The following is a 14,707-nucleotide window of genomic DNA, read 5'->3' as shown; positions in this document are numbered from 1 at the left end:
ATGGAGGTGCGACGAATGTTACAAACAATCAAATCGGTTGCTGAGTTGGGACAATACTTGGCGAATGAATATGGTGATAAGCCACAAGAAAGTTGCTGGTTAATTGCGGTTAATACACAAATGCGTGTGCTTGAGCTACAACAAGTGGCACAAGGAACGTTAGATGGGGTATCGATTCACCCGCGCGACATCTTTAGGCGATTGGTGGCGTTGAATGCCTATGGGTTTATTTTGGTTCATAATCATCCGAGCGGTAATTTAAAAGCATCGCTAGCGGATCGACTTTTTATGCGACAACTAGCGTATTGCAGCACCTTGATGCAGGTACATTTTTTCGATTTTATGATCATTGGATTAGACGGTTTTGTGAGCCTAAGAGCGACAGGGGAGTTACCCAAAATCGGCCTTGAAACCCTGTATGATTTATGGACGGATGCTAACAACTTGTGATACACTAAATAAGAAATTAATGTGGCGTTTTTATGTAGTGCCATACGATGAATGATAATAAAAATTAGTAAAGAAAAGGGATAAAAGCCGTGTTTTCATTTGGAACTCGAAATGTCGGAATCGACCTAGGAACTGCCAACACGTTGGTATACATTGAAGGTAAGGGAATCGTCTTGCGCGAGCCATCAGTAGTTGCGCGCAACACAAAGACAAACGAGGTTGTTGCCGTTGGTGCAGCTGCCCGTGATATGTTGGGTCGTACGCCAGGTTCAATCAAGGCTATCCGCCCAATGCGCGATGGTGTTATCGCTGATTACGAAACAACTGTTGCGATGTTGAAGTACTACCTAGGCAAGGCCTTGGGTGGTCGTGGCTCAAAGCCATACGTTACAATCGGTGTACCATCTGGTGTAACGGCTGTTGAGCGTCGTGCAGTAATCGATGCTGCCCGTGTTGCTGGTGCTCGTGACGCCTACGTGATTGAAGAGCCATTCGCAGCTGCTGTTGGTGCCGGTTTGCCAGTTATGGAACCAACTGGATCAATGGTTGTTGACCTTGGTGGTGGAACGACTGACGTTGCCACAATTTCATTGGGTGGTATCGTGTCATCACGTTCAATCCGTATGGCTGGTGATAAGCTTGATGAAGCTATCATGTCATACATCCGCCAAAAGTACTCAGTATTGATTGGTGAGCAAACGGCAGAACGTTTGAAGATGGAAGTTGGATCAGCTGATGTTGAAGCTGCCAAGGACATGGAAGGTACAACGGCTCGCGGTCGTGACTTGGTAACTGGTTTGCCAAAGACGATTGATATCGAAGCGACTGATGTTGCCGAAGCTATCAAGGATGTCATTGCTGAAATCATCGTTGCTATTAAGGAGACGTTGGAAGAGACGTCTCCAGAAATTGCAGCTGACGTTATCGACCACGGTATCGTTTTGACTGGTGGTGGTGCTATGTTGAAGCACCTTGATGAAGTAATTGCTGAAGCAACTAAGGTGCCAGTATTCGTTGCACCAGAGCCATTGGATGCAGTTGTCATCGGTACTGGTGAAGCATTGAAGTCAATCGATGTTTTGAAGAACAACTAATCAATTTTAACGATAACGCCGCACCATTCGGTGTGGCGTTATTTGTCACAGCAGCTGTTGGTCTAAAACCCCTGACTTTCCCGTCAGGAGTAAGACCAAAGACGCACCTGATAAGGGCGGCTTGTTCATGTCGGAGGTCAAAAACCTCCGACACTCTCAGTCTGCTTTATTAGCAAAACTGACGAAAGGCATGTTTGATATGAAGAATATCTTAACTTCACGACGTTTGGTTGTAGCGGTTATCGTTGCAATCGTGACAATCGGTGTGATTGTCATTAGTTCGCGAGCACAAAACTCTCAAAAAGAACCTTCTTTGCCAACGCGTGTTGTGTCCGACGTTTCAGGTTGGGTATCAAGTGTTGTCAGTTCACCAGTTAAAGCAGTTAGCGGTGGATATGAGGCAGTCTCAGGGTTGCTAAACACATACAAAGAAAATCAAGCATTAACTGAGAAGGTTGATGATTTAGCACAAGCGAAGGTGCAATTGCAAACGTTGCAAGCCGAAAATCGTGCATTGAAGGATCAATTGCAAATCGAAAACACGTTGACCGACTATAAGGTTGTTAATGCGGTTGTTATTTCACGTTCACCAAGTAATTGGCAATCACAATTGATTGTTAACAAGGGATCAAATGCAGGCATCAAGAAGGGTATGTCTGTGATGGGTTCTGGTGGTTTGATTGGTCGCGTCTCTGAGGTGAATACAACGAACGCGAAGGTTGAGTTGTTATCTGATGACAGCCAAGTTGCGGATCGTTTTGCAATCCGTGTGGCCAACAAGAACGGCGATGTTGTTGACGGTATTGTGACCAGCTTCAATCAAGAAAAGAACTTGATTGTGATGGGACAAATTACGTCAGATGTCGCTTTGGAAAAGGGTGATCTTGTCACGACCAGTGGTTTGGGTGGTGTTACGCCAGCTGGACTTTACGTTGGTAAGGTACAAAAGATTAGCCAAGATGACTACGGTCTATCAAAGAAGATTTACATTAAGCCGGCAACGGACTTTAACAATATTCCAGTTGTTAGTGTGGCTATCCCACAACAATAGCAAAAAAGACGTCACGCTCTGCAAAACGCAGGGTGTGACGTCTTTCTATTTATTGTCCCGGTAATATAAGACATGGCGCCCATTTAAAGGCTGTAAATGGCGATTATTATGGTCATAATGCACATGGAATTCAGCTAACTGAGCCGCTGAAATAGTCATTGGTTGTTCTAACACATACCAGTCGACATTTTCAGATAGCGGTGGCGTTGTTAACGAGCCGATGTAATGATAGTATGACCGGTTCGTTGGTAACAAGTCGGTAACCTCGCATGAGAAAACGGACTCATCATCAATACGGTTTAAAATGCTAGCAAACGTTTCTGATGGGGCACCTAGTCTTAAGAAGACGCCAATCACTGCCAAACGCCCGTCGGCAGCTTCGTGCACGAAATGAATTTCACCATCATATGTCTGGCCATCGAGGGTATGCTCGCTGGGGGCGTGGACGTGAAACTGTTGCAACCGGAACGGACGATTAGCGATTATCGCTGTTCCTGTTAGCCCGACCTCTAAACCTTGGCCAGTGTCGCGAACGTAATTGGCATTAAGGTCGTAGTACAATTCTAATGACGCAGGGTAGTCAATCTTGTCAGTGGTTTTGCTTGTAATCGCGATTGGCGATTGCATTAAACCAGCTGTCAGTGACCAAGACTCTTGCGCATCATAATTGAGTTTTTGCATGAATCTAGTCCCTTCTGAAGTGTCTCTCTCTCCTCAGAACACTTTTAGTGTATCAACAGTCCGAGAAATTGACCAGAGGGTTTTTAAGAGTCGCGCAATAAATGTGACATTTTGTTGACGTTCGACAAGTGGTAGGGATAATATAGTATAAGCTACAAACAATCGTAGTGCTTAATGGAGAAGATAAATGTTGAAATACGTGCACACCTCATGGTTACATTTTGTCCTGGTGTATATCGCAATCATGCTAGATGGGGGGATTGCGCTGTACTTTGCACCAGTGCTATTTAAAATGCCGATGTCGGCCAGCCCATATCTATCATTGATTGTCATGATGATGCCGGTGCTGACCGGAACGGTTACGCAAATGAAGGAACGCAGTTTATATATTGCGGCCTTCCTAGGCGGCTTGCTGTTTGATATTTTTTATTCGGGTTTGATTGGTATTTCAATGATTGGTTTCCCGTTGACGGTATGGCTTGCTAGCAAGTTGCAACGTTACTTACCAACGTCATTTATTTCATCAGTTGCGGTTTGGTTTGTGTCGATGAGCATGTACTTGGTGTTTGATTACGCTGGTTTTGGTATCATCAACCTAACGAACTTGAACATTCCGGATTTCATTATTTTCCACATGTTCCCAACGTTGATTGTTAATTTGCTATTGTTGGTCTTGGTATACGGTCTGCTAAATTACTGGTACCACGCAACACGTCAACCAGATATTTCAGCATATAATGTTGATGATAGTGACTTGAATGGTCGCATGCCATCATTAAATTCGAAGTCACGATCACGTTCGATTCGTTAGTCCGGTTTGAAACTGTTGACTTACGACACTAATTACTTTAAAGTAATCCCATAAAGATTTGATTGGACGAGTAGTCTAACGTCGGTGCTAAGAGAGTTGCGCAGAAGCTGGGAAGCAACCATCGGCCTAGATGAACCACACCCATGATTATCGATACATCACAAAATGTATCCGGATCGCCTCGTTATAGGCGCGCGCCTGGTTAAATCAGGGGCTAGAGTGTTGGTTGGTAACAACTAACAAAATTGAGGTGGAACCACGATTTTTATCGTCCTCAAGTAACCTATTTTTGGGTTGCTTGAGGACTTTTTTATTGCAGGAAATGGAGTACAAGGTATGGATTACATGATGCAAATTATGCCAAGTTTGCTGGATGGGCTTAAGATGACCATCGGTGTCTTCGCATTAACTTTAATTGGATCAGTGCCGTTGGGAATTTTGGTGGCATTGGCATTGAAATCAGATATTTTCTTGTTGCGCTGGGTAACGAATGGTTATATCTGGGTGATGCGTGGCACACCATTGTTGCTTCAAATTGTGTTTGTCTACTATGGATTGAGTTTAGCTCACATTGTGACATTCCCACGTTTTGAAGCCGCGGTCATCACATTTATTATTAACTATGCTGCGTACTTCGCTGAGATTTTCCGTGGGGGGCTACAAAGCATTCCGCAAGGACAATATGATGGCGCAAAAGTGCTTGGCCTAACCCGCTGGCAAACGATGCGTAAGATTGTTTTGCCACAAGTGGTTAAGATTGTGATGCCATCAGTTGGAAACGAAGTGGTGACGTTGGTTAAGGATACGTCTTTGGTCTACGTTATCGGTTTGGGCGACTTGATGCGTGCTGGTAATATTGCGGCTTCACGTGACGTTACGTTGGCACCATATCTACTAGTCGGTTTGCTATATTTGATTTTGACGGCAGTCGCAACCGTGTTGCTACGTCGCATTGAAACGAATATGAACTACTATCGTTAAGGAGTAAGAAGAATGCTAGAAATTAAAAACTTAGCTAAGTCATATGACACGCGCACGATTTTTAAGAACATGAATCTTACAGTTAACGACGGTGAGGTTTTGAGTATTGTTGGTCCTTCAGGTATTGGTAAGACAACGTTCTTGCGAATCGTTGCTGGTTTACTACCCGCAGATCAAGGTGAGTTAATTCTGAACGGTGAGTCGCTTGATTTAACTGGTGAACGCACTGGCGCCCAAGTTGGGGTTATTTTCCAAGACTTCAATTTGTTTCCACAATATACCGTGAAGGAAAATGTGATGTTGGCGCCACAAATGGTGCACAATGAGTCAAAGGCTGAGGCTGCCGATAATGCAGACCGCTTGCTAGCGGATTTGGGATTGACGGCCCAAGCGGACCAATACCCATTCCAGTTGTCTGGTGGACAAAAGCAACGTGTTGCCATCGCGCGTGCCTTGGCAATGAAGCCTGGTATTTTGGCATATGATGAACCAACATCTGGTTTGGATGCTGAATCAACGGAACGTGTTATTGCAGTGATTAAGCAGTTGCAAGCGCAAGGTGTGACGCAATTGATTGTTACCCACGATTTGCCATTTGCTGAGGCCGTGGCTGATAAGACCTTTGATTTTGGGACGGATGTTGAACGATAGGGGGCTGTCGCAATGAAAAAGAAGATTAACTGGCGCCGACAGATTATCGGTAACGGAATTGTGCTGGCGGTGTTAGCGTTGCTGGTTGGATTTGTTTGGTACCGCACGACGCACGCACAAGACACTTGGCGCCAAATGACGGCTGACAAAACTGTTGTCGTTGGTTTGGACGATACGTATGTGCCAATGGGATTCCGTGACAAGTCAGGTAAGTTGGTTGGGTACGACGTTGATTTGGCACGTGCAACATTCAAGAAGTTGGGCCTAAAGGTTAAGTTCCAAGCAATTGACTGGTCAATGAAGGAAACTGAACTTGATACGGGTCACATTGATATGATTTGGAATGGTTACACGATTACACCAGCCCGTGCCAAGAAGGTTGCCTTCTCGGTGCCATACCACAATGATTCCCAAGTGTTAGTAACGATGCAACGCGATCACATTAACACGATTAAGGATATGGCTGGCAAGACGCTCGCTGCACAAACTGGTTCGGCTGGACTAACGTTGTTTAACGACAAGCCAAAGGTGTTGAAGAGCTTCCTTGGGTCAGCACCTGTGCAATACGATACCTTTGATAAGGCGTTGAACGACTTGCAAGTTGGCCGAGTGAATGCGGTATTGATTGATTCGGACTACGCCCGTTATTACGTTGCGCACGAATCAAACCCAGCCGAGTTCAAGGTCATCAAGACTGGTTACGGACAGGATGCTTATGGTATCGGGTTCCGTAAGGGTGATGTAACGTTGCGTGAAAAGGTAAACGGTGTGATTACTGAATTCAAGAAGGATGGCACACTGGATAAGATTTCTGAGCGCTACTTTGGCACGAAGAACGCAGATTAATTGATTTAGGAGACAACCTCATGATGGGGTTGTCTTTTTTTGTTTGTGCGTTAGTAGCGACACAAATTACGAACAATAATTGCTTAACCCCATCAACCAAAAAATCCCAACCGTATTCGAAACGATTTAACAACTTTTGAAGGACGCAGTTAACGTTTGAAAAACGAATGTTCGGTCGAATGAGATTTTAACCAGCTGAAAGTGGGTTGTATCAAACCGGTTTGTCCGTAAGCTTAGTTGTGTAACCAAATCACTTCGGATGGCTAAAAGGAGAAGACTTAATCATGAAGAAGACGTTTGACACAGTTGCTGATGCATTGACCGTATTGCGCCAAGGAGGCGTTATCATCTTGGCGGATGATGAGGGCCGTGAAAATGAAGGGGATCTTGTGGCACTTGCCCAAGATATTACGCCAGAAACGGTGCACATGATGTTGCGTGAGGCGGCAGGTTTGATGTGCACGCCAGTTGGGCCTGAAATTGCTGAACGTTTGGGATTTACGGATATGGTGGCCGATTCAACAGACCCACATCAAACGCCATTCACATACACGGTTGATGGCACGTTTGAAGCCACTGGTGTAACAACTGGTGTATCAGCGATGGATCGTGCCGCAACGATTCGTCAAATTGCGAACCCAATGGCTACCCGCGCTGACTTTAACGCACCTGGTCACACGCAACCTTTGACGGCCAAGGAAGGTGGTTTGGCAACGCGTATTGGGCACACAGAAGCCGCCGTTGATCTGGCACGTTTGGTTGGGTCAGAACCAGCTGCCGTTATTATTGAAGTCTTGAAGGAAGACGGTACGATGGCCCGTCGTGATGATTTGTTTGAGATGTCTGAACGATTGGATATCCCATTTATTACAATCGAACAAATTAGTGCTTACATGACGGTGCCAGCTGTCTAATTAAAATGATGAGAGGTTCGGATTTACATCCGGACCTTTTTTTGTCAAAAGCATCAGGTTAAACGGGAATGTTTGTTTAATTTTGTGAAGAAAACGATTAAACACGAATATTTATTTTTCATTTTTATTACTTCGTGAATAAAAACTGTACATTTAGAATAAACGGTGGTTAAATCATCTTGTAAATACGAACGAAAAGAATGGGGAGAACATAATGAATCGTGTTTCAGTAATAATGGGATCGATATCAGATTGGCCAACGATGAAAGAAGCGGTAGCAATTCTGGAACAATTTGATGTAACAGTCGAAACACATATCATTTCAGCTCATCGGATGCCGACGGAGATGGCAACTTACGCGGCTAATGCTCGCGAAGCTGGGGTGGACGTGATTATTGCCGGTGCTGGTGGCGCAGCTCACCTGCCGGGGATGGTCGCTGCACAAACCACATTGCCTGTTATTGGGGTGCCAATGAAGACGAAAACGTTAAATGGGGTTGATTCATTATTGAGTATCGTACAAATGCCCGCAGGTGTGCCGGTTGGTACGGTTGCTATTGGTGAAGCGGGCGCCAAAAACGCCGCTTACTATGCACTTCAAATTCTTTCAATTACAAATCAAACGTTGGTGACAGAACTTGAAGCATTCCGTGAAAAGCAAGCTCAAAAAGCACGTGAGAGTGAGGAGCAGTTACATGACTAAACCCATTTTGCCACCGGCCACACTTGGGATTGTTGGTGGCGGACAACTTGGCCAAATGATGGCCTTAGCGGCTAAGCCAATGGGATATCGCGTAGTGGTGCTGGACCCACAGATTAACGCACCAGCTGCCCAAATCGCAGACCAACAGTTGGTTGCAAATTACGATGATGAATCTGCGCTACGCAATTTGGCGGATATTGCCGATGTCATTACGTACGAATTTGAAAATGTCAGTCAAGAAGCGTTGGCAAATGCAGTGCCAGCTAAGCAGTTGCCACAAGGAACCCAACTGTTGCACATCACAGCTAACCGCTTGCGTGAAAAAACATTTATCGCGGATTTGGGATTGCCAGTTGCACCATTCGCGGCCGTCGATAATGTCGTTGCCTTGTACGCTAGTTGCCATAAGGTGTCATTACCAGCGATTCTGAAAACTGTTGAAGGTGGTTATGACGGTCACGGTCAGTGGGACATTCCAAATCATGAAGCTTTGGCAAACTTATTGGCACACTGGGATGTGCCGGTTAACACGCCGATGATTTTGGAAAAGCAGGTAACATTTGATCGCGAGCTAAGCGTGATGGTTGCCCGTGATATTTCGGGTGATATTAGAACTTGGCCTGTGACGGTCAATGAACATCAGAATCACATTTTGCATGTGTCAGCTGCACCAGCGTCATTATCAGACAAAATTGCGGATGAAATTGCCCACATTGCCAAAACATTAGCGAACGCGTTGAATCTTGTTGGTGTACTTGGTATTGAGATGTTTGTGGCTGGTGACCAGGTATATGTGAATGAATTGGCACCGCGCCCACACAATTCAGGCCACTTCACCATTGAAGCAACCAACGTTTCACAATTTGAAGGGCATGTACGTAGTGTGTTGGGATTACCGATTCCAGAAATTAAGCAGTGGGCACCAGCGATGATGTTGAATTTACTAGGGGATGACATCAATCGCGCTCGCCGTGAGTTGGTCGACCATCCTGACTGGCATATGCATGATTACGGGAAAGTTGACGTGAAGTCTGGCAGGAAGATGGGACATATCACGGTGACAGGATTACGAGAAATGAAGGCATTACGTGCATGGGGGCATCAAAAGGGATGATTACACAAGAAGCGTTGCTAACAACGGGTAAAGCAAAAGCCGTGTATGCGACTAGCGACCCACAAATTCTTTGGTTGCATAGTTTGGATCAAGCGACAGCATTGAACGGTAAGCAAAAAGAACATATTCCGGATAAGGGACGTTTGACGACACAAATTAGTGGCTTGTTATTCGAGATGCTAAATCAGGCTGGTATTAAGACACATTATCTGTCACCAGTTGATGAGACGGACATTTTGGTCACGCGTCTGATGATGGTGCCGATTGAGGTTGTGGTTCGAAACTTTGCGGCGGGTCACTTTGCTTCACGTTTTGATGTTGAACCGATGACACCGCTTGTTCCGGTGGTTGAAGAGTATTACTACAAGCGTGATGACTTAGATGATCCGGCGCTGAATGCATCTCAAGCGGTGGCGTTAAAGTTAGCGACACCGGCACAATTGGCAGAGATTTCTGACATTACGGCGCGAGTCAATAAATTGCTGACCGAGAAGTTTAAAACAATTGGGATTACATTACTCGATTTCAAAATTGAATTTGGCTTAGATGACCAAGGCGCATTGGTCTTGGGGGATGAATTATCACCAGATAATATGCGCTTGATTGACGACGCAACGGGTACTTCGCTTGATAAGGATGTTTTCCGACGTGGAGAAGGCGACTTGCGTGATGGATATGAAATTGTACTGCACCGTTTGAATGAAACAAAAGGAGAATAACCCATGTTTTTAGCTAAGATTTACGTCACATACAAGCCCTCAATTCTTGATCCACAAGGTGAGGTGATCAAATCAGCTTTGCACCGCATGAATTTTGAAACGGTTGAAACTGTGACGCAAGGTAAGTATTTTGAAGTCACAATGAACAACAATGATGAGGCAGCTGCTTACGATGAAGCAGTGGCTTATACGGAAGCACTTCTGATTAACCCAAATACTGAAACGTATCGAATTGACCTACTTAAGTCAGTGGAGGCGTAAACATGAAAGCAGCGGTGGTTCGTTTTCCAGGATCAAATTGTGATTTTGATATGTATTACGCCTTGCAAGATTTTGGCGTAGACGTGGCGTTTGTCGATGAAAAAGCCACGTCACTAGCAGGTTTTGATGCAGTCTTTCTACCAGGTGGCTTTTCATATGGCGACTATCTCCGTACTGGGGCGGTTGCGCGCTTTGCGCCTGTGATGGACGCTGTTCGAACAGCAGCTGATGACCACAAATTGGTGGTTGGTATCTGCAACGGCTTCCAAATTTTGACGGAAGCGGGGCTATTACCAGGCCAACTCATGATGAACGAGCATCCAGGTTTCATTTGTGATGAAGTGCCACTTGAAATCGTAAATCAAAACTCACGCTTCTCAAAGGCGTATGAAACGCAAACGGTGATGTTGCCGGTTGCCCACGGAGAAGGCCGATATGTTGCCGATGAAGCAACATTAGAAGACTTACGCGACAACAACCAAATCATCTTTAAGTATCGAACAAACGTGAACGGTTCGATGGATCAAATTGCCGGTATTTCAAATCGTAACGGTAACGTATTCGGCATGATGCCACACCCAGAGCGTGCGGTCGATGCGTTGCTTGGTAATACAGATGGTCAGGCATTTTTCAAAAGTTTGTTAACCCCAATTATGACGGAGGCGTTGGTAACCGAATGACAACAGCAACAACCACATATGAACCAACCGCAGAAATGGTTCGTGATGAAAAAATTTATCTCGCATGGGGTCTGACTGAGACCGAATATGATGCAATTGTCGCCAAGCTTGATCGACTACCAAATTACACCGAAGCAGGCTTGCTTTCGGCCATGTGGTCAGAACACGTTTCGTATAAAAAGTCTAAGCCGGTTCTACGCACGTTCTGGTCACGCAATGAGCGCGTGTTGCAAGGCCCAGGTGAAGGTGCCGGTATTTTAGATATCGGTGATGGCCAAGCGGTTGTTTTCAAGGCGGAATCTCACAATCACCCATCAGCCGTTGAACCATACGAAGGCGCTGCAACAGGAGTTGGCGGTATTCTACGTGATATTTTCTCAATGGGGGCGCAACCGGTTGCTGTCTTGGATAGTTTGCGTTTCGGTGAGCTCGACAATGCAACGACTAAGCATCTATTGGACGGTGTAATTGACGGTATTGCTGGTTATGGTAATGCCATTGGGATTCCAACAGTTGGTGGTGAAATTGGTTTTGATGCCGTTTATCAAGGTAATCCGCTAGTTAACGTGATGGCGGTTGGTGTGATTGATCAAGCTGCCATGCAGGTTGGACGTGCTGAAGGAATTGGCAATACAGTCATGTACGTCGGTGCTAAAACTGGTCGTGATGGTATTCATGGCGCGACTTTTGCGTCAGCCGAATTTTCATCAGATGAATATCAAAATCGCTCAGCGGTTCAAGTTGGTGATCCGTTCATGGAAAAGTTGGTCATGGATGCCACGCTAAAGGTCATTCGTGAACATGGTGACGTTATTGTCGGTGTACAAGACATGGGTGCAGCTGGCCTTGTATCATCTTCAGCTGAGATGGCGGGCAAGGCTGGCATGGGGATGCAATTGAACTTGGACCTCGTACCACAACGTGAAGCTGGCATGACACCGTATGAATTGATGCTGTCAGAATCACAAGAACGCATGTTGTTGGTTGTGGCAGCTGGCCATGAAGCTGAAGTACAAGCGGTCTTTGAAGATGCCGGCCTTGATGCGGTTGCCATTGGAACGGTGACAGATACTGGCCGTTACGAATTGCTTTGGCATGGTGACGTGGCAGCTGATGTACCCGTTGATTTTCTAACGACGGCACCAAAGCAAAACATGCCACAAGCAACGCCAGCTCGTTTAAACGAACCAAGTGCTGACTTTGTGCCTGGCAGTGTTGATGGTGCAGCAACGCTTGCTGATTTGTTGCAACAACCAACAATCGCGTCTAAAGCCTCGTTGTTCCGTCATTTTGACAGCATGGTGCGTGCCGATACGGTTGTGAAACCAGGTGGCGACGCTGCCGTGGTGCGTTTGCGCGGTACCAAGAAAGCATTGGCGATGACGACTGACGTGAATAGTCGTTTCACCTATCTTGATCCTTATATTGGTGGTCAACTGGCGGTGGCTGAAGCGGCCGGTAATGTGGTTGCGACTGGTGCCCAACCGATTGGGATTACAGATTGCTTGAATTTTGGTAATCCAGACGACCCAGAAATTTACTATGAGCTGGCGCAGTCGTTGGCCGGCATCAACCAAATGGCGAAGCAGTTGAATACGCCGGTTATCTCTGGAAACGTGTCACTTTACAACGAAACTGACGGGCAAGCCATTTATCCAACGCCGATGATTGGTATGGTTGGGTTGCACGAAGACGTGAAGACGATTACGAGCATCAGTTTTAAAAATGCGGGTGATGTTATTTACGTCCTTGGTGCAACTGGCGCCGATTTTAATGGGTCAGAATTACAAAAGATGATGACTGGCGATATTGCTGGTCGTTTACGCGACTTTGACATGACGGAAATTCAAGCAACGCAAGCAAAGCTACTAAACGCGATTGCAGCTGATTTAGTTGCGAGTGCACACGACATTGCCGAAGGTGGCTTGGGCGTCGCATTGGCAGAAAGCATGTTTAAGACGCCATTTGGGGCAGAGGTGCAGTGGCAAGTACCAACAGCTTGGTTGTTTAGTGAAACACCTGGTCGTTTCGTAGTATCGGTCCCTGCAGTCAACGTCGCTGCGTTTGAAGAATTGATGGGCGCTACCGCAACAAAGCTTGGTGTGGTTACTGCTGGTGATGCGATTCAAATGCGTACGACAACAGACGAACTCAACCTATCAAAAACAACATTGCAAAAGAACTATGAGGAGGCCATCACATGGCAACGCAACCAGTGAGTGAGAGTCGATCACTGAATGAAGAATGTGGCATTTTCGGCGTCTGGGGACATCAATCAGCAGCCGATTTGACTTATTATGGGTTGCACGCTTTGCAACACCGTGGTCAAGAAGGTGCTGGTATCGTGGCCAATAAGCAGGGGCATCTTTGGCAAGAACGTGGACTTGGTTTGTTGAGCGACGTGTTCAGTGACCCGAGTCGCTTGCAACATTTGCAAGGACAATCAGCCATTGGTCACGTGCGATACGCAACGGCTGGTTCAGCCGGAATTGAAAACATTCAACCGCTGATGGTGAATTTTTCAGATATGCAATTATCACTTGCACATAATGGCAACATCACGAATGCTTTGTCACTACGTCGTTCCTTGGAGCAAAACGGTGCGATTTTCCAATCGTCATCAGATACGGAAGTGCTATTACATTTGATTCGCCGTTCAACGGCGTCAACGTTCTATGACAAATTGAAGGATGCTTTGCGTACAGTGCGCGGTGGCTTTGCTTTTTTGCTACTAACACCAACTGCTATGTATGCAGCACTAGACCCGCACGGCTTCCGTCCGTTTGTGGTCGGACAATTACCAGATGGTCAATATATTGTGACCAGTGAAACGGCGGCTTTGAATGCGGTTGGCGCGACGTTTATCCGTGATGTACAACCGGGTGAGTTAATTACGATTGATCAACACGGCTTGAAGATTGATCACTACACGACCAACACTGATTTGCATATTGATGCGATGGAATACATTTACTTTGCACGACCAGATTCAGATATCTACGGGGTGAATGTCCATACGGCTCGTAAGCGGATGGGGCGTTTGTTGGCCGCCGAACAGCCGGTTGAGGCAGACTTGGTTGTTGGTGTTCCAAATTCTTCATTATCAGCTGCCATGGGTTTTGCGGAAGCTGCTGGTTTACCTAACGAAATGGGGTTGGTTAAGAATCAATACATTGCTCGAACGTTTATCGAACCAACCCAAGAACGTCGCGAACGCGCGGTGCGTATGAAGTTGAGCGCCGTACCGTCAGTTGTAGCAGGTAAGCGCGTGGTCTTGGTTGATGATTCGATTGTCCGAGGCACGACATCTAAGTTTATCGTGCGGATGCTACGTGAAGCTGGCGCGAGTGAGGTTCATATTCGAATTGCTTCGCCAGCTTTCAAGTATCCATCATTCTATGGTGTCGATATGCAGACAACAGAAGAGTTGTTGGCCGCTAATTACACGATGAGTGAAATGCAAGAGATGTTGGGCGTTGATTCATTAGCCTTTCTGTCAGTTGACGGGTTGGTTGAAGCGATTGACTTGCCATATGAAGGAAACGGGACTGGTTTAACGACTGCCTATTTTGACGGTCATTATCCATCGCCGATTTATGATTACGAGCCAACCTTGGCAGATGCGAAGGCTGCAGGACAGGTTGACTTTCAACCTGAACCAACAACGACTTACCATCCGAACCAAGTGGCGTCGATTCAAAAACAACAATTACAAGATGCACAGACAGTTGGTTAATTCATTGGGGGAGTT

16 protein-coding genes are annotated in these 14,707 nt (G+C 46.0%); 15 read left to right on the top strand and 1 reads right to left on the bottom strand.

Annotated features, from left to right (window positions below):
* Positions 1-15: 15 nt before the first annotated feature.
* From ACAW68_07980 to mreC, 3 genes are all read left to right on the top strand, one after another.
* Positions 16-450, top strand: coding sequence for a JAB domain-containing protein (locus ACAW68_07980; GenBank protein XGA15414.1), 435 nt, complete (start codon positions 16-18; stop codon positions 448-450).
* 89 nt (positions 451-539) lie between these two features.
* Positions 540-1,544 carry a rod shape-determining protein gene (locus tag ACAW68_07975; protein XGA15413.1) on the top strand — a complete coding sequence of 335 codons (1,005 nt, stop codon included), beginning with the start codon at positions 540-542 and terminating at the stop codon, positions 1,542-1,544.
* Between the two features lie 199 nt (positions 1,545-1,743).
* The gene (gene mreC, locus ACAW68_07970) at positions 1,744-2,595 is read left to right on the top strand and encodes a rod shape-determining protein MreC (protein XGA15412.1); all 852 of its coding nucleotides are present in this window, start codon (positions 1,744-1,746) and stop codon (positions 2,593-2,595) included.
* A gap of 45 nt (positions 2,596-2,640) precedes the next feature.
* On the opposite strand, the gene ACAW68_07965 is transcribed toward mreC, so the two are convergent.
* A complete protein-coding gene (locus tag ACAW68_07965) occupies positions 2,641-3,276 on the bottom strand; it encodes a carbonic anhydrase family protein (protein XGA15411.1) in 636 nt (211 codons plus the stop codon).
* Between the two features lie 187 nt (positions 3,277-3,463).
* On the opposite strand from ACAW68_07965, the gene mreD reads away from it, so the two are divergent.
* From mreD to purF, 12 genes are all read left to right on the top strand, one after another.
* Complete coding sequence (mreD, locus tag ACAW68_07960) at positions 3,464-4,087, top strand: rod shape-determining protein MreD (protein XGA15410.1); 624 nt, start codon at positions 3,464-3,466, stop codon at positions 4,085-4,087.
* A 336-nt stretch (positions 4,088-4,423) separates the two neighbouring features.
* Positions 4,424-5,068 (top strand): amino acid ABC transporter permease, encoded by a 645-nt coding sequence (locus tag ACAW68_07955; GenBank protein XGA15409.1) that lies wholly within the window; start codon positions 4,424-4,426, stop codon positions 5,066-5,068.
* Between the two features lie 12 nt (positions 5,069-5,080).
* Positions 5,081-5,719, top strand: coding sequence for an amino acid ABC transporter ATP-binding protein (locus ACAW68_07950; GenBank protein ID XGA15408.1), 639 nt, complete (start codon positions 5,081-5,083; stop codon positions 5,717-5,719).
* Positions 5,720-5,731: 12 nt separating this feature from the next.
* The gene (locus ACAW68_07945) at positions 5,732-6,565 is read left to right on the top strand and encodes an amino acid ABC transporter substrate-binding protein (GenBank protein XGA15407.1); all 834 of its coding nucleotides are present in this window, start codon (positions 5,732-5,734) and stop codon (positions 6,563-6,565) included.
* Between the two features lie 284 nt (positions 6,566-6,849).
* Positions 6,850-7,479, top strand: coding sequence for a 3,4-dihydroxy-2-butanone-4-phosphate synthase (gene ribB / locus ACAW68_07940; GenBank protein XGA15406.1), 630 nt, complete (start codon positions 6,850-6,852; stop codon positions 7,477-7,479).
* Positions 7,480-7,693: 214 nt separating this feature from the next.
* Entirely contained in the window at positions 7,694-8,182 is a 489-nt protein-coding gene (gene purE / locus ACAW68_07935) for a 5-(carboxyamino)imidazole ribonucleotide mutase (GenBank protein XGA15405.1), read from the top strand.
* On the top strand, positions 8,175-9,296 hold the full coding sequence (gene purK, locus ACAW68_07930) for a 5-(carboxyamino)imidazole ribonucleotide synthase (protein XGA15404.1): 1,122 nt from the start codon (positions 8,175-8,177) through the stop codon (positions 9,294-9,296). Before purE ends, purK begins: the two co-directional genes overlap by 8 nt.
* Complete coding sequence (purC, locus tag ACAW68_07925) at positions 9,296-10,015, top strand: phosphoribosylaminoimidazolesuccinocarboxamide synthase (GenBank protein XGA17017.1); 720 nt, start codon at positions 9,296-9,298, stop codon at positions 10,013-10,015. Before purK ends, purC begins: the two co-directional genes overlap by 1 nt.
* A 3-nt stretch (positions 10,016-10,018) precedes the next feature.
* Positions 10,019-10,276 carry a phosphoribosylformylglycinamidine synthase subunit PurS gene (purS, locus tag ACAW68_07920; protein XGA15403.1) on the top strand — a complete coding sequence of 86 codons (258 nt, stop codon included), beginning with the start codon at positions 10,019-10,021 and terminating at the stop codon, positions 10,274-10,276.
* 2 nt (positions 10,277-10,278) lie between these two features.
* Positions 10,279-10,956 carry a phosphoribosylformylglycinamidine synthase subunit PurQ gene (gene purQ, locus ACAW68_07915; GenBank protein XGA15402.1) on the top strand — a complete coding sequence of 226 codons (678 nt, stop codon included), beginning with the start codon at positions 10,279-10,281 and terminating at the stop codon, positions 10,954-10,956.
* Positions 10,953-13,175, top strand: coding sequence for a phosphoribosylformylglycinamidine synthase subunit PurL (gene purL / locus ACAW68_07910; protein XGA15401.1), 2,223 nt, complete (start codon positions 10,953-10,955; stop codon positions 13,173-13,175). The genes purQ and purL overlap by 4 nt, the downstream gene beginning before the upstream one ends.
* Positions 13,157-14,692, top strand: a complete 1,536-nt coding sequence (gene purF / locus ACAW68_07905) for an amidophosphoribosyltransferase (protein XGA15400.1) — start codon at positions 13,157-13,159, stop codon at positions 14,690-14,692. Before purL ends, purF begins: the two co-directional genes overlap by 19 nt.
* Positions 14,693-14,707: the final 15 nt, after the last annotated feature.

Origin of the sequence: Weissella confusa (assembly GCA_041871065.1) — a bacterium.
Classification (GTDB): domain Bacteria; phylum Bacillota; class Bacilli; order Lactobacillales; family Lactobacillaceae; genus Weissella; species Weissella confusa_A.
The sequence above is the reverse complement of the archived record's forward strand: the minus strand, read 5'-3'. Positions and strand labels throughout refer to the sequence as shown.